This is a genomic window from Streptomyces sp. NPDC091377, assembly GCF_044757045.1.
In the GTDB taxonomy this organism is placed as follows: Bacteria; Actinomycetota; Actinomycetes; order Streptomycetales; family Streptomycetaceae; genus Streptomyces.
Window position 1 is genome coordinate 19976 of the sequence record NZ_JBIVUE010000024.1, and the last position, 26559, is coordinate 46534.

Consider the following 26559-nt stretch of genomic DNA (forward strand, 5'->3'; position numbering starts at 1 on the left):
CGCTACCGTCGCCGGTTGAAAATGTTGGTGCCCGCCACGACGAACTGCTCGGTAAGAAACTCACGTACCTGGTGCTCTGGCAAGCTGGTTTCGTTCGCTACCGCCCGCACCGTACTTGCCAGCGGAGCACCAGGGCGGCCGTCGAAGAACCTCTCGACGGCCTTTCGCACGCGGCTGTCGTCGGTGATCGCCGTTCCCCGCGCAGCCCACATTTCGTTACCTGTCCGTTCGAGCGTCGGATCGAGTCTCATCAGCAAGAGGGCCCGCTCGGCACCTCCCACCTCCGTGAGCTCGGGGACGGCCTCCGCAACGCGCTCGGGCGTCGCGGGACCGCGGCCGATCAGGAAGTCGCGGATCTTCGAGGTGATTGGGCCGGTCATGCTTCCTCCTTGAGCGGGAGGCGCAGCTGGGCGTCGGTCGCCTCGCCCCGCGAAGTATTTTCCGAACGCCGGATGCCCTTGACCGGCGTGAGCTGCGGGGCTGGCCAGATCGCGGCGATGCCGTTGATGGCCAGCAGGTCCGGCGGCTCCAACCACGCCGAGTGACCAACGAGCTTGCGCTCCTTCGAGTTCGCGGCCTCGCCGATGATACGGCCAAGGTCCGCGCAGAAGTCGCGGGCGCGTCGCGTGACCGTGCCCTTGCTGTAACGGAAGCTCCAACGCCGCAGGACGCTAGCGACGACGTCCGGGGTCGGCACGTCCTCGCCAGCCACGCGCCTGACCTCCTCAAAGATCGCGCGGCCACGAACCCCTTCGAGGATCACCCGAGGCTCGAAGCGAGAGCTGACGTAGCGGCGACCGAGACTGGTCGGGCGGATCGCATCCTCCTTGAATGGCCGGGCCCGGCGCGCGGCCGCCAGGTAGTAGTGGACGTTGCGGAGGTTCTTGAATGCGATCTTGTGCTGGAGCCACATCGGGTCGTCCTCGCCGAGCACGACCATCTCGACTATGCGGTTCAGCGGGGCCAGTTGCGTGGCTTGTCGTACGACCCGATCGAGTGACGACATGTTGTCCCTCGGTACGACGGCAAAGCGGGGCGCCGACCCGAGTGCCCGCGTGAGCACATCACGCCGCACAAGGCGACTCCAGCTCCCAGGAGAGCTCATGCTCGTCGCCGCGGCGTTCACAGCGTCGCCTTCCGAAGGTAGTCGTCGGCAGCTTCGATGAGCGCGGTCCGCGCCAGCAATGCCTCGCGGCGACGCTGCATCGCTCGGGTGAGCCGGGTCTCGAAGTCCTCTCGCCAGACTTGACCCAGCACCGGGACGAGCAACTCGTCGAGGTCGCGCTTGTTGACAAATCGCTGCACGGACCCGGAGGAGAGCAGCCGGAGCTGCGTGCGGACGAGGGGATGGGAAAGCGCGACGGCGAAGACGCGGGCCGTCTCGTGGAAGCGAAGGGCGGTGAAGGTGGCGCTCCCGAGGAGCGGCCGCTCCTCGGGTCCGAGCTCTTCGTCGAGGTAAGCGACCTGGTCGCCCGAGCCTGTCGTGCACAGCAGGACATCACCCACCTCGAGCCGCTGCCGCATGCGCGAGGACAGGTCGGACAGGGGCCGAACCTCGCCGCCCTCGACAAGGAAGGTGCTCTCGTTCACGTCGTTGGCCTGAACGGCGAAGACCTCCTCGTCATCGGCGAGGCCACGAAGGCTCGTGCCGGCGGGCTTCGCAAGCTGGAGCAACGGCCGCATGGCCGACGATGCTGCCGAAGAATGGCGGAACACGCGCCCGCGGTTGAACGGGACGTCCCACCGGTCTGCCAGCTGCGATCGGAGAACCTCGATGGCGCTGCTGGGGGGCTTGACCCCGGAGACACGGTGGTAGATCTCGGTGTAGATCGCCGTCACCACCGCGTTGAACTCGGCGCGGGCGCTCCCTGTCAGGTTGACGGCCCGCTGGTACTGCAGCCCGAGCGACTCCTGCAGGCTGCGCGGGGGCAGCGGGATCGGGAGGCGCGCGATGTCCGAGAGGCGAAGGCGCGGCAGCGCCGACGAGCCACCGCGGTACGCGAGGTCACGCAGGATCCGGTTCAGCGTCGGCGTGCAGAACACGGCGGCCAGGTACTCGGGCAAGACCGCCGGCCGGGGCCGGATGATGGTCAGCTCCGACGACACGGCGAGCTCTGCAGGCATCCCCGACTGGACCGCGGCCGCACGAAACGGCTGGGCTGCCCGCGTGAACAGGACGTCGTTCTCCTGGACGTTGATCCACTTGGCGGCGGTGCCGTCGACGTGGGCCATGCCGCCCAAGTCCAGCTCGCAGGGCCGCACGTTGTTCAAGCGAAGCATCGGGATCCCCGATGCGACCGAAGGCAGGCGAGCCCCGTCGTGGATGGACTCGACGATATCCTCGAGGCTAACGTGTCGACTGCCCTCCGAGCTCATCGTCGACCGCACCAACTCGCGCCCGAGGTAGAAGGCCGGGTCGAGGCGAACGTGCCGCTTGCCGAGGTCGGCGCGGGAGAGCGTGGCTACACGCATGCGGCTACCTCCCGTTCGAGGAAGTCGTCGAGCTTCGACCGTGCCGCGCCGATGTCGCCACGCAGGTCGTGCGCCTCCACGTCGACCATGAGGATCGGGTAGTCGTCGGCCGGCGCCGGCTTGCGGAGTATCACGACGGAGCACTTCACCCCCGTGCCGCGGAAGCAGGTTCCGGCAGGCAGGCTGACGACCGCCAGTAGACGTGCGTGTTCGAGCAGCCACTCACGGAAGCCCGCATGCCCGGCGCTCGAGAGCAGCCCTTCGGGCAAGACGGTGACGAGGAGAGCGCCATCGGCCATCGCCGCGAGCGCGTGCTCGACGAACAGCAGCTCTACAGGCACGCGGCTGCGCACCTTGCCCCCGCGCTTCGACAGCTCAAACCTGGCCGGCTGGGCTCCGCTCAGTTGGAGGCCGATCGGCGGGACGACGATCACGCCGTCGTAAGACCCATCGAGGTTCGACTGCAGGAAGTCAGCGAACACACGCTCGACGCTCGGAAGCAGGCGCTCCAGCAGCGGCTCGAGCAGGCGAAGCTCGGCCGGAAGAAAGATCGTGCCCTCCGCGCCGAGGAGTGCGGCGATCTCCGCCCCCGCTCCGCCTGAGACCAGGAGACGACGAGCGCCGAGCTGATGTCCGCGCACCAAGGGCGCCACGCTCTCGGTCAGCCCGGAGAACTGGCCCTTATCGGGAAGCAGTGAGGACACCGCGACGACGAGACGGACCAACTCATCGGGCGCGTTCGGGCGGAGTCGAAAGCCGGCCAGGAGCGCAGCCGCCGTGCGGAGCGGTTCTACTGCGACCGACTCGTCACCACCGAGACGCGACACGGGCACGCCGCTCGTGGGGCGGACGAGGTCCGGCCCAAACACCTCATCGCCATCCAGCCGAGCGACCATCTGGGCGACGCCCAGCTTCGTCGCATCACCGTGACCGGCGGCCGCGTGAATCAACTGCCCCCAGGCGCCGAGGATTCCTGCCGACGGAAAGTGGCTGCGGTCGGCGACGGGCAGTGCCCGCACGGGGACGAGCCCCTCCTGCTCGCGAGCGTAGAACGATGGATAGCTGCCGCCGTCGACGATCACGAATGCGTAGCCCTCGCCCGCGAGGAGCTCGAGGTAGCGGTCGGACACATCACCGCGCTTGGGGCGAAGCAGCACACCGCGCTCGCCGCCGAGCATGAACTCCCCAGCGAGGGCCAGCCGTCCGATGACCGGCTGCGTAGCGTCGGTTACGTCGATCCCGAGGCTGCTGAGGTAGGTTCTCGCGTCCAAGACAATCTCTCCATCACGCGCTCACGCGCCCATTGAGTCTCAAAGAGTAGCCAGGACGAGAAGTGCAGTCAAGTGCCATCACGCGCTCACGTTCCCAATAAATCCAGAGCGCCCCCCGCCTCGCCGCAGCGGGGGGGCGCATCAATAGTTCCAGTCCGCGGCTGCGCACGTCCGGCACCCGGACACTCGGACCAGCCATCAGTGAGTCCCTGAACTCGTCGCGCTGGCGAGGCGCGCCCACGCCGCCGACGATCTCCACCACGCGGTGCGGGCGGCCCGGTCGAGGCCGCGCACACGGCGGCGTTTCGCGTACTCTGCGCGCTGGACGACTCCGCCCGCGGCCACGGCTGGCTCGACAGCCTGATCACCACGACAGCCCCGTGATCCGCTGACTACGGATGATCGCTGCACGAGCCCTGTTCCCCACCACATGGATCATGATCGACGATCAAGGTCTCGACGCGCCACCGCCAACCACGCACGAGCTCGTTAGAGGCGTCATCGAAGCGGTGGACGCGAACTCCGGGCGACCAGAAGGGCCTTGTGCGCACTGGGCCCCCATAGGGCCCGGCAGCATGATTTTTCAGCAGCCGCCCCACTGGAACTGTTAATTCTGGTGAATCTGACCTACACCGCAAGGCGCCTGACACCCCATCAGAACGAGCGTCACGAGCGTCATTTCGGCGTCAAGATATCGCCCGTAACGCCCACACCGCACATAATACGCACAGACAAAACCGCAGGTCAGGAGCGCTTGGCCGCAGGTTCAAGAATCGCCACGCACTCCACGTGATGCGTCATCGGAAACAGATCGAACGCCCGGAGCGTCCGCACCCGATACCCCCCGTCCCCGAAGTACCCCAGGTCCCGGGCCAACGCGGCCGGATCGCACGCCACGTACGCGATCCGCCGGGCGCCCAGCGACACCAGGTGCTCGACCGTCTTGCGGCCCGCGCCCGCTCGGGGCGGGTCCAGGACGATCAGGTCGGCCTCGGTGATCCCGGTGCGCGGCAGGACCGCCTCCACCTTGCCCTGCTCGATGCGGACGCGGTCGAAGCCGGCCAGGTTGTGGCGCGCGTCCTCCACCGCCCGCTTGCCCGACTCGATGCCGAGGACCGCGCCCTGGTCGCCGACCCGATCGGCCAGCGCGCCCGCGAACAGGCCGACTCCGCAGTAGAGGTCGAGGGCCATGTCGCCCTTGCGCGGCAGCAGGCCCTGCATGACCGCCGTCACCAGGGTGTCCGCCGCCTTCGGGTGGACCTGCCAGAAACCGCCGCTGCCGACCCGGTAGGTACGGCCGTCCGCGCGCTCCCGGACGAAGGGGCGGCCGTGGACGCGATGCACCCCGCCGTCCTTCTCCTCCACCCGCATCACCGACACCGGCCGGTCCAGTTCGACCAGCGGCAGCCGCGCGCCCTCCCGGGGCGTCAGGATCACCTGCCGGTCCTGGGAGCCCGTCGCCGTGATCGCCTCGACCGACTCCATGCCGGTCCAGTCCCGCTTCTCGATGCCCAGCTCGCTGACGCCCTCGGCGGCGATCATGCAGTGGTCGACCGGCTCCACCTCGTGCGAACGGTGCCGGCGCAACCCCGCCCGCCCCGTCTCCGCGTCCACCGCGTACTGCACCCGCGTCCGCCACTGCGGCACCTGCCCGGCCGGCAGCTTGTCGCCCTCGGCCGGCATCACGGTGCCGTCCCAGCCGGCCTCCTCCGGCGTCAGCCCGGCCAGTCGCCGCAACTGCTCCGTGAGCACCTCGCCCTTCAGCCGCCGCTGCGCACCGGGCTTCGCGTGCTGCCAGTCGCAGCCCCCGCACCGGCCCGGACCCGCGTACGGACAGGGCGCCTCGATCCGGTCCTTCGACGCCGTCAGCACCTCGACCGCGTCGGCCCGCAGAAAGCGCGCCCCCTCCTCGCCGTCCGTCACCCGCGCGACCACCCGCTCCCCGGGCAGCGTGTGCCGGACGAACAGCACCTGGCCCTCGGACGTACGGGCGATGCAGTGCCCCCCATGTGCGACGGGCCCCACCTCGACCTCGTACTCCTCCCCGACCAGCGAGTTCTTCGGTTCTGCCTGCATGGCGGGGTGACTCCAGTACGTCAAAGGGGAAGGGGCCGGACAACAGCCCACCAGTCTACGTCCCCCGGGGCTCCCTCAGCCCCGACCGGAATCCCGACCGGCTGCGTCCCCACCGGACTCCCCACCGGACTCCCGACCGGCTGCGTCCCCACCGGACTCCCGACCGACCCCCCGACCGGACTTCCGAGCGACCTCCCGACCGGCCTCCCTCTCGCTCTCCGTCGTCCCGCCGGTGCCCCCGGCCCCTCGCCCCGCCCCCGCAGGCCCCCTGCGCACCGCCCCGGGCGCCGCCCACTCCTGCCGCTTGCGGGCCCGCTGCCGGGCCACCTCCGACGACTGGAGCTGGTACGGCACCGACGTCACCATCACGCCCGGCGTGAACAGCAGCCGCCCCTTCAGCCGCAGCGCGCTCTGGTTGTGCAGCAGATGCTCGTACCAGTGCCCGACCACATACTCGGGGATGATCACGGACACGGCGTCCCGCGGCGACTCCCGCCGCAGGCCCTTGACGTACTCGATCACCGGCCGGGTGATCTCCCGGTACGGCGAGTCGAGGATCTTCAGCGGTACGTCGATCCCGCGCCGCTCCCACTCCTCCCGCAGCACCTTGGTCTCGGCCGGGTCCACATTGACGCTGAGCGCCTCCAGAGTGTCCGAGCGCATCAGCTTGGCGTAGGCCAGCGCGCGGAGCGTCGGACGGTGGATCTTCGAGATCAGCACGACCGAGTGCACCCGCGACGGCCGCACCGTGTCGTCGCTCGGCCCGTCCGAGGCCGCCAGTTCCTCGGAGACCCGGTCGTAGTGGCGCCGGATCGCGCTCATGGTGACGTAGAAGATCACCATGCCGAGCAGGGCCACCCACGCGCCGTGGGTGAACTTGGTGACCAGGACGATGACCAGGACCATGCCGGTGAAGAAGGCGCCGAACGCGTTGATCGCCCGCGAGCGGACCATGTGGCGGCGCTTGGCGGGGTCCTTCTCGACCGCCAGATGGCGGTTCCAGTGCCGGACCATGCCGGTCTGGCTGAGGGTGAAGGAGACGAAGACACCGACGATGTAGAGCTGGATCAGGCGGGTGGAGTCCGCGCCGTAGATCCAGACCAGCAGCCCCGCCGCGCCCGCGAGCACCACGATGCCGTTGGAGAACGCGAGCCGGTCGCCGCGGGTGTGCAGCTGACGCGGCAGATAGCGGTCCTGGGCGAGGATCGACCCGAGCACCGGGAAGCCGTTGTACGCGGTGTTCGCCGCCAGGAACAGCACCAGCGCCGTCGCCGCCGCCAGCACCAGGAACAGGAAGCTGCCCTTGCCGAAGACCGCCTCGGCGACCTGCGAGATCACCGGGTTCTGGACATAGTCCGCGCCGACCGGGACACCGCCCAGCAGCAGATCGTGCGCCGGGTTCTCGGCCATCCGCACCTTGCTGGCCATCGCCAGGCCGATGATCCCGCAGAACATGGTCACGGCCAGCAGCCCCATCAGGGCCAGCGTCGACGCCGCGTTGCGCGACTTCGGCTTGCGGAACGCCGGTACGCCGTTGGAGATCGCCTCGACACCGGTGAGCGCGGCACAGCCCGAGGAGAAGGCCCGTAGCAGCAGGAAGACCAGCGCGAAACCGGCCAGCCCCTGGTGCTCCGCCTTGATCTCGAAGTCCGCGGTGGGTGCCCGCATGGTGTCGTCCAGCACCAGCCCCCGGTACGCCCCCCACGCGATCATGATGAAGACGCCCGCGACGAAGACGTACGTCGGGATCGCGAACAGCGACCCGGACTCCCTGACCCCGCGCAGATTCATCACCGTCAGCAGCACGATCACACCGATCGCGCAGGCCACCTTGTTCTCGACCACGAACGGGATCGCCGAGCCGAGGTTCTCGATGCCGGAGGAGATGGAGACGGCCACCGTCAGCACATAGTCCACGAGCAGGGCGCTGGCGACCGTCAGGCCCGCCTTGGGGCCGAGGTTGGTGTTGGCCACCTCGTAGTCGCCGCCACCGCTGGGGTAGGCGTGCACGTTCTGCCGGTAGGAGGCGACCACCGTGAACATCAGCACCACGACCGCGAGCGCGATCCAGGGGCTGAAGTGGTACGCCGACACACCCGCGATGGACAGGACCAGCAGCACCTCGCCCGGCGCGTACGCCACGGAGGACAGCGGGTCGGACGCGAAGACGGGGAGGGCGATGCGCTTCGGAAGGAGCGTCTCGCCGAGCCGGTCACTGCGCAGTGCGCGCCCGATGAGAATCCGTTTGGGCACGTCGGTCAGTTTGGACACGACTGAGGATCGTACGGCTTCGAACGCCCACTCGCCCCCCGCCGGAACGAGATCCGCCCCACACGGACGCCGATACCGGGCAGGCGCGCGTCAAGGTTCCGTCAAGACGACCGTCAGGGCGGCACCACTCTGCCCCCCGGGTGAAACACACCCCCCGATCCGCGCCCCGCACCGGTACGACAGCCCGCCTGTACGACGATCCCCTCACATCGGCACAGGTACCGGGCCCGAACCGGCGTCTGAGTCAGTACGACGACCCCGCGTCCGCACGGGCATCGAGTCCGTACCCGCCCCCCTACCCAAGGAGGTCCCATGCCCGCGACCGCAGAGCTGATCGGCGCGACCGCCGCACTCATCGGCCTCGGCATCCTCACCCTGCTCAGCGTGCGCCGGATCAGCCGCCGCTGACCCCGCGGCACCGGCCGCCGCTGACCCCTCGGCACCGGCCGCCGTCGACCCCTCGGCGTCCACCGCCGCCGACCCCTTGGCGCGAACCGCGCACGGGGGTGCCGTCCGCCGACCGTGCGTGTGTAGCTTGGGCGACGGTCTGAGACCCTGAACAAGCCAAAGTCAACACCCCCTGATCTCGGAAGGACGGTCGTGCACATCGTCATCATGGGCTGCGGCAGAGTGGGGTCCGCTCTCGCCCAGACCCTGGAGCAACAGGGGCACACGGTCGCCGTCATCGACCAGGACCCCACCGCCTTCCGACGCCTCGGTTCCTCCTTCGGTGGCCGCCGGGTCACCGGCGTCGGCTTCGACCAGGACACCCTGCGCGAGGCCGGTATCGAGGAGGCGGGCGCCTTCGCCGCCGTGTCCAGCGGCGACAACTCCAACATCATCGCCGCCCGGGTGGCCCGCGAGATGTTCGGCGTCGAGAACGTCGCCGCCCGGATCTACGACCCCCGCCGCGCCGAGGTCTACCAGCGCCTCGGCATCCCCACCGTGGCCACCGTCCGCTGGACCGCGGACCAGATGCTGCGCCGGCTGCTGCCGTCCGGCTCCGAACCGCTGTGGCGGGATGCCACCGGTGGGGTCCAGCTCGCCGAGGTGCACGCCGCCCACTCGTGGGTCGGTCACCGGATCAGCAGGCTCCAGGAGGAGACGGGCGTCCGCGTGGCGTTCCTGACCCGTCTCGGCGAGGCGATCCTGCCCAGCTCGCAGACGGTCCTCCAGGAGGGCGACCTGGTACACGTCATGATGCGCACCGACGAGATCGAGAAGGTCGAGGCGGCGTTCGCCGAGGGCCCGAAGGAGGGCGGTCACTGATGAGGGTCGCCATTGCCGGTGCCGGCGCGGTGGGCCGTTCGATCGCGGCCGAACTGCTGGAGAACGGCCACGAGGTGCTGCTGATCGACAAGGCGCCCACCGCGATCTCGGTCGAGCGGGTGCCGCAGGCGGAGTGGCTGCTCGCCGACGCCTGTGAGATCACGTCCCTGGACGAGGCGGCGCTCCAGCGCTGCAACGTCGTCATCGCCGCCACCGGCGACGACAAGGTCAACCTGGTCGTCTCGCTGCTCGCGAAGACGGAGTACGGCGTCCCGCGCGTCGTCGCCCGGGTGAACAACCCGAAGAACGAGTGGCTCTTCAACGAGGCGTGGGGCGTCGACGTCGCCGTCTCCACCCCGCGGCTGATGTCGGCGCTGGTCGAGGAGGCGGTGAGCGTCGGCGACCTGGTCCGGCTGCTGCGCTTCAGCCACGGCGACGCCAACCTGGTGGAGCTGACGCTCCCCGAGGAGTCGGCCCTGGCCGGCACGCAGGTCGGCGATGTCGACTGGCCGGAGGACACCTCCCTGGTCACCATCATCCGCGGCAACCGGGTGCTCACCCCGACCCGCGAGGACTCCCTGGAGGCGGGCGACGAACTCCTCTTCGTCGCGGCCCAGGCGAGGGAGGAGCAGCTGGAGGATCTGCTGTCGGTACGCCGGGAGCCGGCGGAGTAGGCCCGCCCGCAACGTTCCCTACTGCGACGAGGGGCGCCCCACGACGGCCGTGGGGCGCCCTTCGGCGTTTCTCGACCCGGGGGTGTCTCTCGGCCGACCGGCAACGAGGCTGGCTTGTCCCGACCCGAGCCCCGGGGAGCGTGCTACTCGACGCCCCGCGCCGCGGCCTCCCGCTCCTTCTCCCGCCGCTCCGCCTCTTCCATCTCGGCGAACACATCGATCGGCGCGGGCGCCTTCGCCAGGAACACCCAGGTCAGCCAGACCGCCAGCAGGAACGGCGGGATCTTCAGGGAGACGAGCACCCAGCCGAGCTGCGTCGTGTCGGCCCACCAGTACAGCGGGAACAGGATCGCGCTCTTGCCGAGCAGGATCAGCCCCCATGCCCAGCTCGCCTTGGCGTACGCCGTCTTGCGCCCGGGGTTCCGGGTCCGCCAGGAGAGGTTCTCCTTGAACACCGGGCCCAGCACCAGCCCGATCAGCGGCACTCCGCACAGCGTGGTGATGATGTACGCGAGGCCGAGGCCCAGCGTGTACAGCATGCCCGGCAGGTAGAAGTCCTTGGCGTTGCCCGTCATCATCGCGAAGACGACACCGAAGACCACGCCGAAGACACCGCTGAACGCGTGCTTGACGGTGTCCTTCATGGCCAGCCGGACCACCACGAGCACCAGGGACACGGCGAGCGCGGCGATGGCCGACAGGTGCAGGTCCTTGTTGATCGTGTAGATGGACACGAACAGCAGGCCGGGGACGACCGTCTCGACCATGCCCCGGACTCCGCCGAAGGCTTCGAACAGAGCCGCTTCCGTGACCGTCCGTGAATCCGTCCCGGCCCCTTCCGTCCCGGCCGCTTCCGTCCCGGCCGCCGCTTCCGTCCGGGCCGCTTCGGTGGGGGCCTCTTCGGTATGGGTTTCTTCGGTCGGCTTGTCGAGCGACGTCACCGGCTACTCCCGTCCGAGGGGTCTCAGTTCGTACTTGGGGTTGAACAGCACCCGGCGGCCCCGGCTCATCGAGATCCGGCCCGATGCGATCATCTTGCGGCCCGGCTCTATCCCGACGATGGAGCGCCGGCCCAGCCACACCACGTCCAGCGCGGCGGAGCCGTCGAACAGCTCGGCCTCCAGGGCCGGGACGCCCGCCCGTGGACGTAGCGTGACCGTGCGCAAGGTACCAGTAACCGTCACTATCTGCCGGTCGTGGCAGTCGCCGATGCGGGTACAGCCGGTGATCGCGGCGTCCTCCCGCAGCTCCTCGGACTCCAGGTCCTCCTGCGAGGAGGAGAGCCGGTCGAGCATGCGCCGGAACCGGCCCACCGGCTTTTCGGAACGAGGAACACCACTCATGAATGAAGCGTACCGGCGCACCCCGACACCCCAGAACCCCCGCAGGCCAGGGGCACGGCAGACCAGGGCGCACGGCAGCCCACGGCATACGCCCCCGGCCCCTGGGGCCAGGCTCACCGCTCGAAGCGGTACCCCATCCCCGGCTCGGTGATGAAGTGCCTCGGGTGCGAAGGATCCGCCTCCAGCTTCCGCCGGAGCTGGGCCATGTACACCCGCAGATAGTTGGTCTCGGTGCCGTAGGAGGGCCCCCACACCTCCTGGAGCAGCTGTTTCTGGCTGACCAGCCGGCCCGTGTTGCGGACCAGCACCTCCAGCAGATGCCACTCGGTCGGGGTGAGCCGTACGTCCTTGCCCGCGCGGTTGACCTTCTTCGCGGCCAGGTCGACGGTGAAGCCCTCCGTCTCCACCGTCGAGTCGTCCTCCCCCGCCCCGGTGGGCTCGGCGCGGCGCACGGCGGCCCGGAGCCGGGCGAGCAGCTCGTCCATGCCGAAGGGCTTGGTGACGTAGTCGTCGGCGCCCGCGTCGAGCGCCTCGACCTTCTCGTCCGAGGAGTGCCGGGCGGAGAGCACCAGGATCGGCACCCGGGTCCAGCCGCGCAGCCCCTTGATCACCTCGACGCCGTCCATGTCGGGCAGGCCGAGGTCGAGCACGACGACGTCGGGGTGGCGGGCCGCCGCGAGCTGGAGGGCGGTGGCGCCGTCGTGCGCCGCGTCCACCTCGTACTTGCGGGCCTTGAGGTTGATCACGAGGGCGCGCACGATCTGCGGCTCGTCGTCGATCACGAGCACCCGGGTCATGAAGCCTGCCTTTCGGGTCGTACGGGGCTCCCGGCCCCTGGGTGCGAGCCGTCGGCCCGCGTCTGTGCACCGTCCCCGGAACTCTCCGGCCCGGTGCCCGAGCTGTCCACCCGCCCCACGGGACCGCCGGCCGCCCCGGCCGCCTCAGGAGTCTCAGGAGTCTCAGGGGCCCTGGTGGCCTCGGCCGCCCCGGCCGCCTCAGAGGTCTCAGGGACCCCGGTGGCCCCATTGACACCATTGGCCCCGTTGGCCCTGTTGGCCCCGACCGCCCCATTGGCCCCGACCGCCCCATTGGCCCCGGCCACCCCGTCGGCCCCAGAGCCCTCCGCCGCCTCGGCGGGCGCTCTGGGGGCCGCCGCGCGCAGCGAGAGCACCATGGTGAGCCCGCCCCCCGGGGTGTCCTCGGCCGTGAGCGTGCCGCCCATGGCCTCGGTGAAGCCGCGGGCGACGGCGAGCCCGAGGCCGACGCCCGCGCCGCGCGGCACATCGCCATGGCGCTGGAAGGGCTCGAAGATGCGTTCCTTCGCCTCGTCCGGGACGCCGGGCCCCCGGTCGACCACCCGCACCTCGACCCGGTCGGCGATCGCGCTGCCGGACACCAGGACGCGCCGGTCGGGCGGACTGTACTTGACGGCGTTCTCCACCAGGTTGGCCACCGACCGCTCCAGCAGCCCGGCGTCCACGGAGACCATCGGCAGGGTCTCCGGGATGTCCAGGTCGACGCTGTCCTCGGGGACCCCGCCCAGTGCCATCGGCACCACCTCGTCCACGTCGATGTCGCGGACGATCGGGGTGACGGTGCCGGTCTGGAGGCGGGACATGTCCAGCAGGTTGCCCACGAGGTGGTCGAGCCGGTCGGCGCCCTCCTCGATGCCCTCCAGGAGTTCGGCCTGGTCCTCCTCCGACCAGGCCACGTCGTCCGAGCGCAGACTGGAGACGGACGCCTTGATCCCGGCGAGCGGGGTGCGCAGATCGTGGCTGACGGCGGCCAGCAGCGCCGTACGGATGCGGTTGCCCTCGGCGAGGGTGCGGGCCTGGTCGGCCTCCTCGCGCAGCCGGCGCCGGTCGAGCACGACGGCCGCCTGCGCGGCGAACGCGGCGAGCACCCGGCGGTCGGAGGCGGGCAGCACCCGTCCGGTCAGGGCGAGTGCCATGTGGTCGCCGATGGGCACGTCCACGTCGGCGTCCTCGGGCCGCTTGGGCGCCTCCCCGCTGCCGGCCCACCCCGCGCAGGACCAGGGGTCGACGTCGCCGGCCCGCTCCAGCAGGGCCGCGGAGTCCATCGCGAAGGTCTCCCGGACCCGCTCCAGCAGTTCCTCCAGGCTGGTCTCCCCGCGCAGGACGTTGCCCGCGAGGAAGGAGAGTATCTCCGACTCCACTCTCAGCCGGGCCGCCTGATGGGTGCGCCGGGCGGCGGTGTCCACGACGGACGCGACGGCCACCGCGACCCCCACGAAGATCGCGAGGGCGACGATGTTCTTGGGGTCGGCGATGGTCAGCCGGTGCAGCGGCGAGGTGAAGAACCAGTTCAGCAGGAGCGATCCGAAGGCGGCCGAGGCGAGCGCCGGGTAGAGCCCGCCGAGCAGCGCCGCCGCCACCGTCAGGGCGAGGAACAGCAGCATGTCGTTGGCGAGGCCGATGGAGACACTGCTGAGCAGCAGCGTCAGCACGGGCGGTCCGACGAGGCCGACGAGCCAGCCGCAGATGATCCGCCCCCGGCCCAGCCGCGCGCCGCGCGCCACGGGCAGCCCGCGTCCCTTGGCGGCCTCCTCGTGGGTGACGATGTGCACGTCGAGGTCGGGCCCGGACTCCCGGGCGACGGTGGCGCCGACGCCGGGGCCGAAGACGTACTGCCAGCTCTTGCGGCGCGAGGACCCCAGCACGATCTGGGTGGCGTTCACCCCGCGCGCGAAGTCCAGCAGCGCCGCGGGGATGTCGTCGCCGACGACATGGTGGAACGTGCCGCCGAGGTCCTCGGCCAGGGTCCGCTGGACGGCCAGTTCCTTCGGGGAGGCGGCGGTGAGCCCGTCGCTGCGGGCTATGTAGACGGCCAGGACCTCGCCGCCCGCGCCCTTCTCGGCCAGCCGCGCGGCCCGCCGGATGAGCGTGCGCCCCTCCGGGCCGCCGGTCAGTCCTACGACGATCCGCTCCCGGGAGCCCCAGATCTTGGAGACGCGGTGTTCGCTGCGGTACTCGGTGAGGTACTCGTCCACCCGGTCCGCCACCCACAGCAGCGCCAGTTCGCGCAGCGCGGTGAGGTTGCCGGGGCGGAAGTAGTTCGACAGGGCCGCGTCGACCTTGTCCGGTTTGTAGATGTTGCCGTGCGCCATGCGGCGGCGCAGCGCCTCCGGCGACATGTCGACCAGCTCTATCTGGTCGGCCCGGCGCACCACCTCGTCCGGTACGGTCTCCTGCTGCCGTACGCCGGTGATGGACTCGACGACGTCGCCGAGGGACTCCAGGTGCTGGATGTTGACGGTCGACACGACGTCGATGCCCGCGGCCAGCAGTTCCTCGACGTCCTGCCAGCGCTTGGGGTTGCGGGAGCCGGGGACGTTGGTGTGGGCCAGTTCGTCCACCAGTGCCACTTTGGGGCGGCGGGCGAGGACGGCGTCCACGTCCATCTCGGTGAACGAGCCGCCCCGGTAGCCCAGCTCCCGGCGCGGGATCTGCTCCAGGCCGTGGAGCATCACCTCGGTGCGGGGGCGGTGGTGGTGCTCCACGAAGGCCACCACACAGTCCGTACCCCGCTCCACCCGTCGATGGGCCTCGGAGAGCATGGCGTACGTCTTGCCGACGCCCGGTGCCGCACCGAGGTAGATCCGAAGCTTGCCGCGTGCCATGTCCCTATTGTCTTCCCGTCACTGCCGCGTACGCAGCGTAGACCTTACGGCCAACGATGCCGACAAAAGGGACGAGATATCGGTCGGGGGACGTCTTTGACAGAACCCTGATGCGCCGGGCGCATACCGATCCTGACCTCGCACGCCCCCTCCGCACCAGGCGTCACCGGCGAGGGCCGGGCGGTGACGGAAGGTGCGCGCGAGCGGGTGGTGACGAGAGGTGCCCGCGCGCCGGCGATGACGAAAGGTGCCCGTCCGTGCTCACGCCTCCATGATCTCCCCGTCGCTCAGCTCCAGCACCCGGTCGGCCAGGTCCAGCAGCGTCGCGTCGTGCGTGGCGACCAGCGCGGTCACCCCCTCGCTGCGGACCACCGCCTTGAGCAGCTCCATCACGGCGTGCCCGGTCTCCACGTCGAGCTGGGCGGTGGGCTCGTCGGCGATGATCAGCGCCGGGTTGTTGGCGAGGGCGCGGGCGATGGCCACCCGCTGCTGCTGGCCGCCGGAGAGTTCTCCGGGCCGCTGGGCGGCGTGGTCGGCGAGTCCGACGAGCGCGAGCAGCAGCGCCACACGCTCCTCACGCTCACGCGGGTCGGCCTTGCGCAGCCTGAGGGGGACGCCGACGTTCTCGGCGGCGGTGAGGATCGGGATCAGCCCGAAGGACTGGAAGACGAAGCCGATCCGGTCCCGGCGCAGTTCCAGCAGCCCGGTCTCGCCGAGTCCGGTCAGCTCCCGGCCGTCCACGGCGATCCGGCCCCGGTCGGGCGCGTCGAGCCCGCCGACGAGGTTGAGCAGGGTGGTCTTCCCGGAGCCGGACCGGCCCTTGAGGGCGACGAGTTCGCCGCGCGGGATCGTGAACGACACCCCGCGCAGCGCGTGTACGGCGGCGGCGCCCTCGCCGAACGACTTGTGGACGTCCGCGACGCCGACCATGGTCTCGGTGACCACCTGGCTCATGATCTTCTCCCCCCGTGGGCCGGGCGCCAGTATCGCCGTGGTCGCCCGGCCGATCAACGGGCGCGCGGGATCAGTTCGGGTGGTCGCCGTGGGTGAGGGCCGTCGGAGATGGGAGAGATGGCAGACATGTCAGAGCTGGCAGAGATGGCCGAGATGGCGAGGGAAGAGCACAGAACGCCGATGGGCCGCGCTCCCTCTCGGGAGCGCGGCCCATCGGTCTCGTACGACGGACTCAGCGGACCTCGGTGATCTCCGGCCCGCGCTGGAGCTGGCCCATGCCGCCGGAGAAGCGGGAGCCGGCCTGGTCCTCCTGCTGCACGCCCTCGGGGACCATCTGCGCGTCGTTCGGCAGCTTCAGGACGATCGGGTCACGGGGCGCCATCGGGCCCTCGCCGCGCACCACGACCGTGTCGCGGAAGATCTGCTCCAGCAGCCCGGCCGCCTGCGGCTGCACCGCGCCCTGGCCCGAGATCACCCCGCGCAGGAACCAGCGGGGACCGTCCACACCGACGAACCGCACGACCTGGAAGCCGCTCGTGCCGTCCGGCAGCTGCACCGGGACCTGGGCCCGCAGCTCCCAGCCCAGCGGCCCCTCGACCTCGTCGACGATGCCGCCCTGCTGGGTGATGCCGGTCGCGATCTCCTCGCGGACCTCGCCCCAGATGCCCTCGCGCTTGGGCGCCGCGAACGCCTGGAGCTGTACGGCGCTGTCCCGCAGCACGACGGTGGCCGCGACGATCGCGTCGCCCGCGACCTCCACCCGCAGCTCCATGCCGTCGACGCCCGGTACGAAGATGCCGCCCAGGTCGACGCGGCCCTCGGCGGGGTCGCTCACCTCGGTGCTGTCCCAGGGTCCGTCGGGCCGGGGCTCGGGTTCGAGACGGACGCGCTCGCGCTCGCCTTCGCCTTCGCCCCCGCTCTTGTCGTCCGCCTCGGTGTCGACGCTGTCGACGACCTGCTCGGCCTCGCCGGCCGCGTCCTCGGCGGCATCCTTCTTCTTGCGACGTCCGAACACGTCACTGTCCTTCCCGGTCGGATACGACCGAAGCGTATCGATTCCCACCCGTCGTGCCGCCCGTGGCGGCATGACCGCTGGTGCCGCTTGCACCGTCCACGGCGGCATGGCCTCCGGTGGACCCGAAGCCCCCTTCGGCCCGCGCCGAGCCGGGAAGTTCCGCCACCTCCTGGAAGCGGACCCTCTCGACCTGCTGGACGATCAACTGGGCGATCCGGTCGAAGCGCTCGAACCGCACGGACTCGCGCGGGTCGAGATTCACCACGATCACCTTGATCTCCCCACGGTACCCGGCATCAACCGTCCCTGGGGCATTCACGAGAGCGACACCGCAGCGGGCGGCCAGCCCGGACCGGGGGTGTACGAAGGCGGCGTACCCCTCGGGCAGCGCCACCGCCACCCCGGTGGGCAGCACGGCCCGCTCCCCCGGCTTCAGCTCGCACCCCTCGGTGGTCCGCAGGTCGGCCCCGGCGTCCCCGGGGTGCGCGTACGACGGCAGGGGTACGTCGGGGTCGACACGGCGGATGAGGACGCCGATCGGGTCGCGGCTCACGGGTTCACCTCGAAGGCGCGGGCACGCCGGATCTGGTCGGGGTCGCTCATGGCGGCCTTGATCTCCTCGGCGCGGCCGTTGTCGACGAAGTGGTCGACCTTGACCTCGATGAAGAGGGCGTCCGCGCGGACGGCGACCGGCCCGTCGGGACCGCCGATCCGGCCGGTGGCCGTGGAGTAGATCTTCCGCCCGGCCACCGCGACGACCTCGGCCTGGAGGTGGAGATCGGTACCGACCGGCACCGGCCGCACGAAGTCGGTCTCCAGGCGGCCGGTCACCGCGATGGTGCGCAGCAGCCAGTTCAGGGAGCCGAGCGTCTCGTCCAGGGCCGAGGCCAGCACCCCGCCGTGCGCGAGGCCCGGGGCGCCCTGGTGGGCGGGCCGCACGGTGAACTCGGCGGTGAGGGAGACCCCCTCACCGGCCCGGACGGCCAGATGCAGTCCGTGCGGCTGCTCCTCGCCACAGCCGAAACACTGGCCGTAGTGGGCGCCGAGCAGCTCACCTGGGGCGGGAGCGTCGGGATGCCGCACCGGCGGCAGGGCGTCGGCCGGGGGCTGCAGAACCGCGGAAGTACCACTCACAGCCGCAGACCTTACCCGCCGGGGCTTTACCCCATGACTCCGCTGCCCGGATCCCCCCGACTCCCCACCCCACCCACCACAGACTCCCCCACCCCAACACCCCACCACCCACCCCACCGAACACCCCCCGGCCACCTCGCCGAGCACCGTCCCTCCACCCCGCCGAACACCGCCCGGCCACCTCGGCGGACGCCGGACAGTCGCCTCGGACGCCCGGCGGACACCCCGCCTCACGAAGCACTCCGACGACGCCCGGCAATCCCCCGGTGGGACAACCCCCGCCGGACACCCGACAGTCACCTCACATGACGCCCAGCGACGCCCCGGCGGGACGCCCCCGCCGGACGCCCGACAGCCACCCCGCCGGGACGGCCTCGGCGGACACCCAGCAATCGCCTCACGGGGCTCCGACGACGCCCGGCAGTCCCCCGGCGAGGACATCCCGCCGAACACCCGACAGCCACCCCGACGCGACGCCCGGCGCACACCCCGACAGCCACCCCGACGCGACGCCCGGCGCACACCCCGACAGCCACCCCGACGCGACGCCCGGCGCACACCCGGCAATCGCCTCACGGGGGCGTTCCGGCGACGCCCCGGCCGGGGCACCTCGACCGACCCCAGCCGGACGCTCGGGTGACGCACCGGTGGGCGGCCCGGCGGGCTCCCAGCGTGGTCGCCGCAGAGGACGTCAGCGGGTGCTCCGGGGCGGCACCCCAGCCGTCGCCCCGGTGGGCGCCCGACGGACACCCCAGCCGTCTCCCCGGCGCGGCGCCCTGCCGACGGTGCGTGTCGGGTCGCGTGCCAAGCTTGAGCGCATGGAGCTTTCCGGGACCCCGTACGAAGAACGCCTCACCGCCCCCAAGTCCTGGTGGGGCATTTCCCTGCTGGTCGGGGTCGGCCTGGCGCTGACCCTGCTGCCGTTCGGCATTCTGCCGATGCTCGGCGGGCTGGCCGGCGGCACCGCCGTCGCGGCCGTCGCCGCGAGCGCGTACGGCTCGGTCCGGATCCGCGTCGTGGGCGGCGCGCTGATCGCGGACGACGCGAAGATCCCGGTCGCCGCGCTGGGCGAGGGCGAGGTGCTGGACCGCGAGGAGGCGGGCGCCTGGCGCACGTACAAGGCCGACACCCGGGCCTTCATGCTGCTGCGCTCCTACATCCCGACGGCGGTGCGGATCGAGGTCACCGACCCGCAGGACCCGACGCCGTACCTGTACCTGTCGACACGGCAGCCGGAGCGGCTGCTGGAGGCGGTACGGGAGGCCCGCGCGGCCGTGGCGTGAGGGTGTGAGGGGTCGGGCCCACTCGGCGGCGGCCAGGCCGCCCGGCACGGCCCAGGAGGCGTCGTCAGCGGCCCGGAGGGCGTCGTCCACGGCCCGGTCCGACCATCAGGTCGCCCGGTCGGCCGTCAGCGGCCCAGTTGCTTCTTGGGGTCCTCGTCCAGGGGCAGCGGCTCGGCCGGCTGCTCCAGCGTCGGCAGTTCGCCGAGCCGGTCCCAGGGGACCTGCATCTTGCGCAGATCGGTACGGATGCGCTGCGCGAGTTTCTTGGTGTCGCGCCGGTTCATGACCGCGCCGACGGCGGCGCCCACCATGAACGGCATCAGGTTCGGCATGTTGCGCACCATGCGCTTCATGATCTGCTGGCGCAGTTCGCGCTTCATCTGGCCGCCGAGGGCGGCGTTGATCGACATCGGCTTCATCACGTCGATGCCGCGTTCCCCGGACCACGACCGCAGATAGGCGGTGCTGCGGTCCTTGAGGCCGCCGGGCGGCCGGAGGCCGTAGACCTCGTGCAGCTCGGCGATCAGCTTCAGCTCGATCGCGGCGACCCCGGTCACCTCCGCGGCCAGTTCGGCGGGCATCGCGGGCGGTACCGGCATCATCGCCGCCGCGCCCACTCCGGCGCCCACGGTCGCCGAGGCGTTGGCCGCGCCGGCCACCAGTTTGTCGGCGATCTGTTCCGGATCGAGTCCCGGGAACTGCCTGCGCAGGGTCGCCAGATCCCGTACGGGGATCCGCGGGGCCAGGTCGATGAGGCGGTCCGCGAGCACGGCCAGGGACGCCCTGGCCCGGTTGCCGCCCTTGCGGGCGCCTTCCTTGGCCAGGTCCCTGGCCCGGTCCCGGATCACCGCCACCTTGCGACGGGCGACGGGTGCGGGAGCCTCCAGCGGCGCCGGGAGGTCAGCCCGGTCGTCCACACGTTCGAGCGAGGCCGACTCCGCGGGGACGGAATCCGCGCCGGAAGAACCCGGGCCGGTCGATCCCTGGCCGGAAGGTTCTTCCGTACTGCCGGAAAGTCCCACGTCGGAGAAGCCTCGCTCATCGTCATTCATGCCGTTCGGGCCGCGCGACGGCCCCGAGTCCGCTTTCCCGGCGGGAAAACGGCGCTTCCAGGGAGAGGTCGAGCCAGTCATGCCCGACCCCTCCTCAGTCGCAGTCGCGGCAGATCGGCTGGCCGTTCTTCTCGCGGGCCAGCTGGCTGCGGTGGTGCACCAGGAAGCAGCTCATGCAGGTGAACTCGTCCTGTTGCTTCGGAAGCACGCGAACGGCCAGTTCCTCGTTCGAGAGGTCTGCGCCGGGCAGCTCCAGTCCTTCCGCGGCCTCGAACTCGTCGACGTCGACGGCCGAGGCGGACTTGTCGTTCCGCCTGGCCTTCAGCTCTTCGAGACTGTCCGAGTCGACGTCGTCGTCCGTCTTGCGTGGGGTGTCGTAATCGGTTGCCATGTCGCTCTCCCCCTCCGGGTGTCTGTGGGTGTCTCCAGCGCACGTAACGCGTGAGAGGCCGGACTTGTGCCCGACCCGAGGCGGAGATTTTGCCTCACATCAAGGTCTGTTACTCAATCGACACCCAAGCGGACTCCTCAAGAGTGATCGGCTTGGATGGCGAACGGGACCGTACACGGTCCGGATATCGCAGTTCAAAGGCGTCTCACCGTGTACTTCCCGTGATCAGACCCCTGGAAAACCAGGATTTTCCCGGCTTACCCAGGGCCGAAACAATCACGGAGAGTAGATGGCCAGAATGTCGCCCCTGTGATCGATCACACACTGGTCTGCTCCAATCGCGGCGTGAAAATTCCGCGCAAAGCGAACAAGCCCGTGTGTGTCGGCGTCATGATCTCAGATCGGCAGGGTCACTCTCATCACCAGCCCACCCCCTTCACGCGGCTGGGCCGCGATATGCCCGCCGTGCGCCCGCGCCACGGACCGCGCGATGGACAGACCGAGGCCCACCCCCTTGTCGCTGCCCGTCCGCTCGGTCCGCAGCCGCCTGAACGGCTCGAAGAGATTGTCGACCTCGTACGCCGGCACCACCGGGCCGGTATTGGACACCACCAGCACCGCGTGACCGTGCTGGATCCCCGTCATCGCCTCGACCCAGCCACCCTCGGGCACGTTGTACCGGACCGCGTTCTGTATGAGGTTCAGCGCGATCCGCTCCAGCAGCACACCGTTGCCCTGGACCACCGCCGCCTCGCGGACACCACGGATCACCACACCCTTGGACTCCGCCTCGGCATGGACCTGGTCGATGGCCTGCGAGGCCACCTCCGCCAGGTCCACCGGCTTGCGCTCCACGATCTGGTTGTCACTGCGGGCGAGCAGCAGCAGCCCCTCCACGAGCTGCTCACTGCGCTCGTTGGTGGCCAGCAGGGTCTTGCCGAGCTGTTGCAGCTCCACCGGCGCGTGCGAGTCGGACAGATGCACCTCCAGGAGCGTGCGGTTGATCGCCAGCGGCGTGCGCAGCTCGTGGGAGGCGTTGCCGACGAAGCGCTGCTGGGCCGTGAACGCGCGCTGCAAGCGCTCCAGCATGTCGTCGAAGGTGTCGGCCAACTCCTTCAGCTCGTCGTCCGGACCGTCCAGCTCGATCCGGCGCGACAGATCCGACCCGGCCACCGCGCGCGCGGTGCGGGTGATCCGGCCGAGCGGCGAGAGCACCCGGCCCGCCATCGCGTACCCGAAGGCGAAGGCGATCACGGCGAGACCGAGCAGGGCGAGAAGAGAACGGCTGAGGAGATTGTCCAGGGCGTGCTGACGCTGCTGGTTGACGCAGGCGTTCATGGCCTGGTTGACCTGGTCCGCCGAGCTCTCCGGCGGGAAATTGCAGATTCCGCTGGAGACCCGACCCGAGACGATCTTGAACGGCAGCTCGCTGCCCACGTTCAGCGCCTGCGCCGCCAGCAGATAGATGATCGACAGCAGCACGATGCCGGCGATCAGGAACATGCCGCCGTACAACAGCGTGAGCCGTATCCGGATGGTCGGACGCAGCCAGGGAAGGGGCGGCGCGGGCCTACGAGGGTCCCAGGTGGGTTTGGGAGGCGCCTGGGGCGGCGCGGGGGTGGCGGCCACGCGCGATCAGATCCGGTAGCCGGAGCCGGGCACGGTGACGATGACCGGGGGCTCGCCGAGCTTGCGGCGCAACGTCATGACGGTCACCCGGACCACATTGGTGAACGGGTCCGTGTTCTCGTCCCACGCCTTCTCCAGGAGCTGCTCCGCCGAGACCACCGCGCCCTCACTGCGCATCAGCACCTCCAGCACCGCGAACTCCTTGGGGGCGAGCTGGATCTCCCGGCCGTCGCGGAACACCTCGCGCCGGTTGGGGTCGAGCTTGATGCCCGCGCGCTCCAGGACCGGGGGCAGCGGGACGCTCGTACGCCGCCCCAGCGCCCGCACGCGCGCGATCAGCTCACTGAACGCGAAGGGCTTCGGGAGATAGTCGTCGGCGCCGATCTCCAGGCCCTCCACCCGGTCGCTGACGTCGCCGGACGCCGTCAGCATCAGCACGCGCGTGGGCATGCCCAGCTCGACGATCCTGCGGCAGACGTCGTCGCCGTGCACCAGCGGGAGGTCACGGTCGAGGACGACCACGTCGTAGTCGTTGACGCCGATGCGCTCCAGGGCGGCCGCACCGTCGTACACGACGTCGACGGCCATGGCCTCCCGGCGCAGTCCGGTGGCCACCGCATCGGCGAGCAGTTGCTCGTCCTCGACGACGAGTACGCGCACGTCGCTTTCCTTCCTGTGTCCGCCCGGGCGCCGAAAGGGCGCACCCGGGCAGGGGTCTCTTGGGAGTGTTGAGGTCCATCCTGCCCTTTTCGGCCATAAGTCGGCGGTAAGCCGAGGACAGGGGCGGTGGAGGGGGCGGGAACGGGGCGGTCAAGGGGGCGGGGGAAGGCGCGTGGAGGGGGCGGGGACGGGGGTGAGGGTGAGCGGCGCGAGCGGGGGGTGACGGTGGGCGCAGGAAGATCACGCGGGGTGCGGGGCGGGGAGCGGAGGATTCCGGACGTCACGCGGGAATGCCGGATTTTCTGTTCCGGTTGAGGTTTCCACGGAAGACGGCAGGGGGAGGACGGCTTTACACCCCGCGATCACGCTCTGCTCGCGCCGCCGTACCCCCGTGCGGTGCTCCGCGAACCGCTTCCGAAGATCCGCAGAGCGGGCGTGGGTGTCCGGCACCGTCGCCCGCCCGGCACGGCTGTGCCGGGCGCTCACGGAGACGTGATCGCCCCTCCCGAACGGCACACCCCCGTGCCACCGACCCACGACCCAGGACGAGGGGGCGCAGCATGGACGCATTCACCGCAGGACTTCTGCAGCGCATAAGGACGACCGAGTCCGACCTGACGCGGGCACAGGACGAAGGCGACGACTTCCTCGTCGAGGTCGAGCAGGGCGAACTTGACGACCTGCGGCGGCTCGCCGCGGAGCACGGCGTGGAAGTCGGCTTGTCCGGCGTCTGATCTCGGCGTCTGATCTCCGGCGCCTGGTCTGCCCGGCGTTTGATCTTTCTCCGATTCTTTTCCCAGCTGTCCCGGGCTTCTTGATTCCCTTTGGGCCGTCCGGGTTCTTCGAGACCTCCGGGCAGCTACGCACAGCGACACGACCCCGGTGGGTTCAGCACCGGGGTTTTGTCTTTGGGGGCGGTTCCAGCCTGCGCAGTTGGGTGCGGTTCGGGCCCGTGCGGTCGGGTGCGGTTCAAAACCCCTGCTGTGCTGTGCCGACCTTTTGTTCGGGCGCCTTCGGGGCGCCTCAGTCGGTGTCGGGACGGCGATCGTGCTCAGCGCTGCGCGCCTCCGCGCGTTCGCCGTCCCGACACCGACGCGCCCCTACGGCTCCCTCACGGCCGGTGGCGTCGGGAGCGGCGCGGGTGGGTGGGCCCTGGGCGTTTCTCGGGCGGCCTAGTCGTGCCAGGCGCCGAAGTCGTCCAGGAGGGTCTGGAGGGGCTGGAAGACGCCGGGGGTGGCCGCTACCGTCAGGGCGGGTGAAGGGGGCTCTCCGGGGCGTCCACCGGTGTGGGCGCCCGCTTCTCGGGCGATGAGGTCGCCCGCCGCCACGTCCCAGGGGTTCAGGCCGCGCTCGTAGTAGCCGTCCAGGCGGCCGGCGGCCAGGTCGCACAGGTCCACGGCCGCCGAGCCGCCGCGGCGGATGTCGCGGAGGAGCGGGATGAGGCGGGCGGCCACCTCGGCCTGGTGGGCGCGGACCTCGGCGACGTAGTTGAAGCCGGTGGAGACCAGGGCCTGGTCCAGGGGTGGGGAGGGGCGGCACGTCAGACGGCGTTCGCCGGTCCAGGCGCCGGTGGCGTGGGCGCCTTCGCCGCGGACCGCGTGGAACAGTTCGCCGCGCATGGGGATCGCCACCACGCCCACCACCGTCTCGCCGTGGTGTTCGGCGGCGATGGAGACGGACCAGGTGGGGAGGCCGTAGAGGTAGTTGACCGTGCCGTCCAGGGGGTCGATCACCCAGCGGATGCCGGACGTGCCTTCGGCGGAGGCGCCCTCCTCGCCGAGGAAGCCGTCGTCGGGGCGGACGGCGGAGATCGTGTCGGTGATCAGCTTCTCGGCCGCGATGTCCATCTCGGTGACGACATCGATCGGGCTGGACTTGGTGGCGGCGACCGCCAGGTCCGCGGGGCGGCCGTCGCGCAGCAGGGTGCCCGCGTGCGTGGCGGCCTGCCGGGCCAACGCAAGCAGGTCGGAGTGGTCGGGGTGGTCCGGGTGGGCTGGGTGCCGGGGGGCTGTCACGGGGGTCCTCACGCGTAGGGGCTGTCCGCGCCCGCGGCGGCGGGGCGGGGGGCGCGGGCCGGGCAGCAGCCCACGGGGCAGAGGTCGTGACTGGGGCCCAGGGCGCCCAGGGCGCACCGGGTGACCTTCTGGCCGCGTTCCGTGGCGGCGCGTTCCGTGATCAGGTCGCGGATCGCGGCGGCGAAGCGGGGGTCGGCGCCGACCGTCGCCGAGCGGCGGAAGGGGAGGCCCAGGTCCGCCGCCTTCGCCTCGGCCTCGGTGTCGAGGTCGTAGAGGACCTCCATGTGGTCGGAGACGAAGCCGATGGGGGCCACGACGACGGCCGGGGCGCCCGCGCCGTGCAGGTCCTCCAGGTGGTCGCAGATGTCGGGCTCCAGCCAGGGGATGTGCGGGGCGCCCGAGCGGGACTGGTAGACGAGCTTCCAGGGGCGGTCGACGCCGGTGCGCTCGCGGACGGCGTCGGCGATCAGGCGCGCCACGTCCAGGTGCTGGCGGACGTACGCCCCGCCGTCGCCGTGGCCCTCGACCGGGCCGGAGGTGTCGGCGGCGGAGTCGGGGACGGAGTGGGTGGAGAAGGCGAGGTGCGCGCCGTCGCGGACGTCGTCGGGCAGGTCGGCCAGGGAGCGGAGCACCCCGTCGACCATGGGCTCCACGAAACCGGGGTGGTTGAAGTACTGGCGCAGTTTGTCGACCCGGGGCAGGTCAAGACCCTCCGCCTCCAGCGCGGCCAGCGCGTCGGCGAGGTTCTCGCGGTACTGGCGGCAGCCCGAGTACGAGGTGTAGGCGCTGGTGGCCAGGACCAGGACGCGGCGGCGGCCGTCCCGGACCAGATCGCGCAGGGTGTCGGTGAGGTAGGGCGCCCAGTTGCGGTTGCCCCAGTACACCGGCAGGTCGAGCCCGTGCTCCGCGAAGTCCTTGCGCAGGGCGTCCAGGAGGGCGCGGTTCTGGTCGTTGATCGGGCTGACCCCGCCGAAGAGGAAGTAGTGCTGCCCGACCTCTTCGAGGCGCTCCTTCGGGATGCCTCGACCACGCGTCACGTTCTCCAGGAACGGAACGACGTCGTCCGGCCCCTCGGGGCCGCCGAACGAGAGCAGGAGCAGGGCGTCGTAGGGGGTGGCGTCTGGCGCGTCTGGCATACCTCCGATCCTGCCATCCGGGACCGACATCCGAACCACCGGTGGTCCCCGGTCCAAGGGGGCCGGGCCCGAACCAGCGGCCGTCGCCGGGGGCACCTCCTCGGTGGAGCCTCACCGGCTGCCCCGGGGGGTGGGCCAACACACACTCCTGCCTCGGGGATCGGTGGTGCGGGTGGGGTGATTGCGCTCGTAAGCTGTATGGGCCATCTTTGCCCCTGACCCGGCCGAGAGGCGTCGCCCGGCCGGGGCGGAGCCGTGCCCGGCGGGAGGGACG

At 70.9% G+C, this 26559-nt stretch carries 24 protein-coding genes; 4 read left to right on the forward strand and 20 right to left on the reverse strand.

From position 1 onward, the window contains the following. Window positions 1-2: 2 nt before the first annotated feature. From ACIQNG_RS34360 to ACIQNG_RS34385, 6 genes are all read right to left on the reverse strand, one after another. Window positions 3-380, reverse strand: coding sequence for a hypothetical protein (locus tag ACIQNG_RS34360; protein WP_401490604.1), 378 nt, complete (start codon window positions 378-380; stop codon window positions 3-5). Further along, window positions 377-1006 carry a hypothetical protein gene (locus ACIQNG_RS34365; RefSeq protein WP_401490606.1) on the reverse strand — a complete coding sequence of 210 codons (630 nt, stop codon included), beginning with the start codon at window positions 1004-1006 and terminating at the stop codon, window positions 377-379. The genes ACIQNG_RS34360 and ACIQNG_RS34365 overlap by 4 nt, the downstream gene beginning before the upstream one ends. Window positions 1007-1122: 116 nt before the next feature. Then, window positions 1123-2472 carry a hypothetical protein gene (locus tag ACIQNG_RS34370; protein ID WP_401490608.1) on the reverse strand — a complete coding sequence of 450 codons (1350 nt, stop codon included), beginning with the start codon at window positions 2470-2472 and terminating at the stop codon, window positions 1123-1125. Then, a complete protein-coding gene (locus tag ACIQNG_RS34375; RefSeq protein ID WP_401490610.1) occupies window positions 2463-3743 on the reverse strand; it encodes an N-6 DNA methylase in 1281 nt (426 codons plus the stop codon). Before ACIQNG_RS34375 ends, ACIQNG_RS34370 begins: the two co-directional genes overlap by 10 nt. 744 nt (window positions 3744-4487) lie before the next feature. After that, window positions 4488-5819, reverse strand: coding sequence for a class I SAM-dependent RNA methyltransferase (locus tag ACIQNG_RS34380; RefSeq protein WP_401490612.1), 1332 nt, complete (start codon window positions 5817-5819; stop codon window positions 4488-4490). 75 nt (window positions 5820-5894) lie between these two features. Next, window positions 5895-8090: an APC family permease gene (locus tag ACIQNG_RS34385; RefSeq protein ID WP_401490614.1), complete on the reverse strand. Its 2196-nt coding sequence runs from the start codon at window positions 8088-8090 to the stop codon at window positions 5895-5897. Between the two features lie 600 nt (window positions 8091-8690). On the opposite strand from ACIQNG_RS34385, the gene ACIQNG_RS34390 reads away from it, so the two are divergent. Both ACIQNG_RS34390 and ACIQNG_RS34395 read left to right on the forward strand, forming a co-directional pair. After that, on the forward strand, window positions 8691-9359 hold the full coding sequence (locus ACIQNG_RS34390) for a potassium channel family protein (RefSeq protein ID WP_401425450.1): 669 nt from the start codon (window positions 8691-8693) through the stop codon (window positions 9357-9359). Beyond that, window positions 9359-10033: a potassium channel family protein gene (locus tag ACIQNG_RS34395; RefSeq protein ID WP_401425448.1), complete on the forward strand. Its 675-nt coding sequence runs from the start codon at window positions 9359-9361 to the stop codon at window positions 10031-10033. Before ACIQNG_RS34390 ends, ACIQNG_RS34395 begins: the two co-directional genes overlap by 1 nt. 143 nt (window positions 10034-10176) lie before the next feature. Here ACIQNG_RS34395 and ACIQNG_RS34400 read toward each other — a convergent pair whose 3' ends face one another. The 8 genes from ACIQNG_RS34400 to ACIQNG_RS34435 all read right to left on the reverse strand — a co-directional run bounded on the left by ACIQNG_RS34400 (window position 10177) and on the right by ACIQNG_RS34435 (window position 18119). Further along, window positions 10177-10974, reverse strand: coding sequence for a DUF3159 domain-containing protein (locus tag ACIQNG_RS34400; protein ID WP_401490616.1), 798 nt, complete (start codon window positions 10972-10974; stop codon window positions 10177-10179). Window positions 10975-10977: 3 nt separating this feature from the next. Continuing rightward, window positions 10978-11376: an OB-fold nucleic acid binding domain-containing protein gene (locus tag ACIQNG_RS34405; RefSeq protein ID WP_401425442.1), complete on the reverse strand. Its 399-nt coding sequence runs from the start codon at window positions 11374-11376 to the stop codon at window positions 10978-10980. Between the two features lie 113 nt (window positions 11377-11489). After that, complete coding sequence (locus tag ACIQNG_RS34410; protein WP_401425440.1) at window positions 11490-12173, reverse strand: response regulator; 684 nt, start codon at window positions 12171-12173, stop codon at window positions 11490-11492. Further along, window positions 12170-15016, reverse strand: a complete 2847-nt coding sequence (locus ACIQNG_RS34415; RefSeq protein ID WP_401490619.1) for an ATP-binding protein — start codon at window positions 15014-15016, stop codon at window positions 12170-12172. The genes ACIQNG_RS34410 and ACIQNG_RS34415 overlap by 4 nt, the downstream gene beginning before the upstream one ends. A gap of 261 nt (window positions 15017-15277) precedes the next feature. Beyond that, window positions 15278-15970: an ABC transporter ATP-binding protein gene (locus ACIQNG_RS34420; RefSeq protein WP_401490621.1), complete on the reverse strand. Its 693-nt coding sequence runs from the start codon at window positions 15968-15970 to the stop codon at window positions 15278-15280. A 232-nt stretch (window positions 15971-16202) separates the two neighbouring features. Further along, on the reverse strand, window positions 16203-16985 hold the full coding sequence (locus ACIQNG_RS34425; protein ID WP_401425434.1) for a DUF3710 domain-containing protein: 783 nt from the start codon (window positions 16983-16985) through the stop codon (window positions 16203-16205). Window position 16986: 1 nt separating this feature from the next. Then, a complete protein-coding gene (gene dut, locus ACIQNG_RS34430) occupies window positions 16987-17538 on the reverse strand; it encodes a dUTP diphosphatase (protein ID WP_401425432.1) in 552 nt (183 codons plus the stop codon). Then, the gene (locus ACIQNG_RS34435; RefSeq protein WP_401490623.1) at window positions 17535-18119 is read right to left on the reverse strand and encodes a PaaI family thioesterase; all 585 of its coding nucleotides are present in this window, start codon (window positions 18117-18119) and stop codon (window positions 17535-17537) included. The genes dut and ACIQNG_RS34435 overlap by 4 nt, the downstream gene beginning before the upstream one ends. Window positions 18120-18937: 818 nt before the next feature. On the opposite strand from ACIQNG_RS34435, the gene ACIQNG_RS34440 reads away from it, so the two are divergent. Next, entirely contained in the window at window positions 18938-19402 is a 465-nt protein-coding gene (locus ACIQNG_RS34440) for a DUF3093 domain-containing protein (RefSeq protein WP_401425428.1), read from the forward strand. A gap of 125 nt (window positions 19403-19527) precedes the next feature. Here the strand turns inward: ACIQNG_RS34440 and ACIQNG_RS34445 are convergent, their stop codons facing one another. The 4 genes from ACIQNG_RS34445 to ACIQNG_RS34460 all read right to left on the reverse strand — a co-directional run bounded on the left by ACIQNG_RS34445 (window position 19528) and on the right by ACIQNG_RS34460 (window position 23134). Beyond that, a complete protein-coding gene (locus ACIQNG_RS34445) occupies window positions 19528-20535 on the reverse strand; it encodes a hypothetical protein (protein ID WP_401425426.1) in 1008 nt (335 codons plus the stop codon). Window positions 20536-20548: 13 nt separating this feature from the next. Continuing rightward, complete coding sequence (locus ACIQNG_RS34450) at window positions 20549-20845, reverse strand: DUF4193 domain-containing protein (RefSeq protein WP_003993510.1); 297 nt, start codon at window positions 20843-20845, stop codon at window positions 20549-20551. A 396-nt stretch (window positions 20846-21241) separates the two neighbouring features. After that, window positions 21242-22474, reverse strand: a complete 1233-nt coding sequence (locus tag ACIQNG_RS34455) for a sensor histidine kinase (protein ID WP_401425424.1) — start codon at window positions 22472-22474, stop codon at window positions 21242-21244. A gap of 6 nt (window positions 22475-22480) precedes the next feature. Further along, a complete protein-coding gene (locus ACIQNG_RS34460; RefSeq protein ID WP_301971961.1) occupies window positions 22481-23134 on the reverse strand; it encodes a response regulator transcription factor in 654 nt (217 codons plus the stop codon). A gap of 560 nt (window positions 23135-23694) precedes the next feature. On the opposite strand from ACIQNG_RS34460, the gene ACIQNG_RS34465 reads away from it, so the two are divergent. Then, window positions 23695-23868, forward strand: a complete 174-nt coding sequence (locus ACIQNG_RS34465; protein ID WP_401425421.1) for a hypothetical protein — start codon at window positions 23695-23697, stop codon at window positions 23866-23868. Window positions 23869-24306: 438 nt separating this feature from the next. Here ACIQNG_RS34465 and ACIQNG_RS34470 read toward each other — a convergent pair whose 3' ends face one another. Both ACIQNG_RS34470 and ACIQNG_RS34475 read right to left on the reverse strand, forming a co-directional pair. Then, window positions 24307-25149 carry an inositol monophosphatase family protein gene (locus tag ACIQNG_RS34470; protein ID WP_401490627.1) on the reverse strand — a complete coding sequence of 281 codons (843 nt, stop codon included), beginning with the start codon at window positions 25147-25149 and terminating at the stop codon, window positions 24307-24309. A gap of 8 nt (window positions 25150-25157) precedes the next feature. After that, a complete protein-coding gene (locus ACIQNG_RS34475) occupies window positions 25158-26285 on the reverse strand; it encodes a ferrochelatase (protein WP_401490629.1) in 1128 nt (375 codons plus the stop codon). Window positions 26286-26559 lie beyond the last annotated feature (274 nt).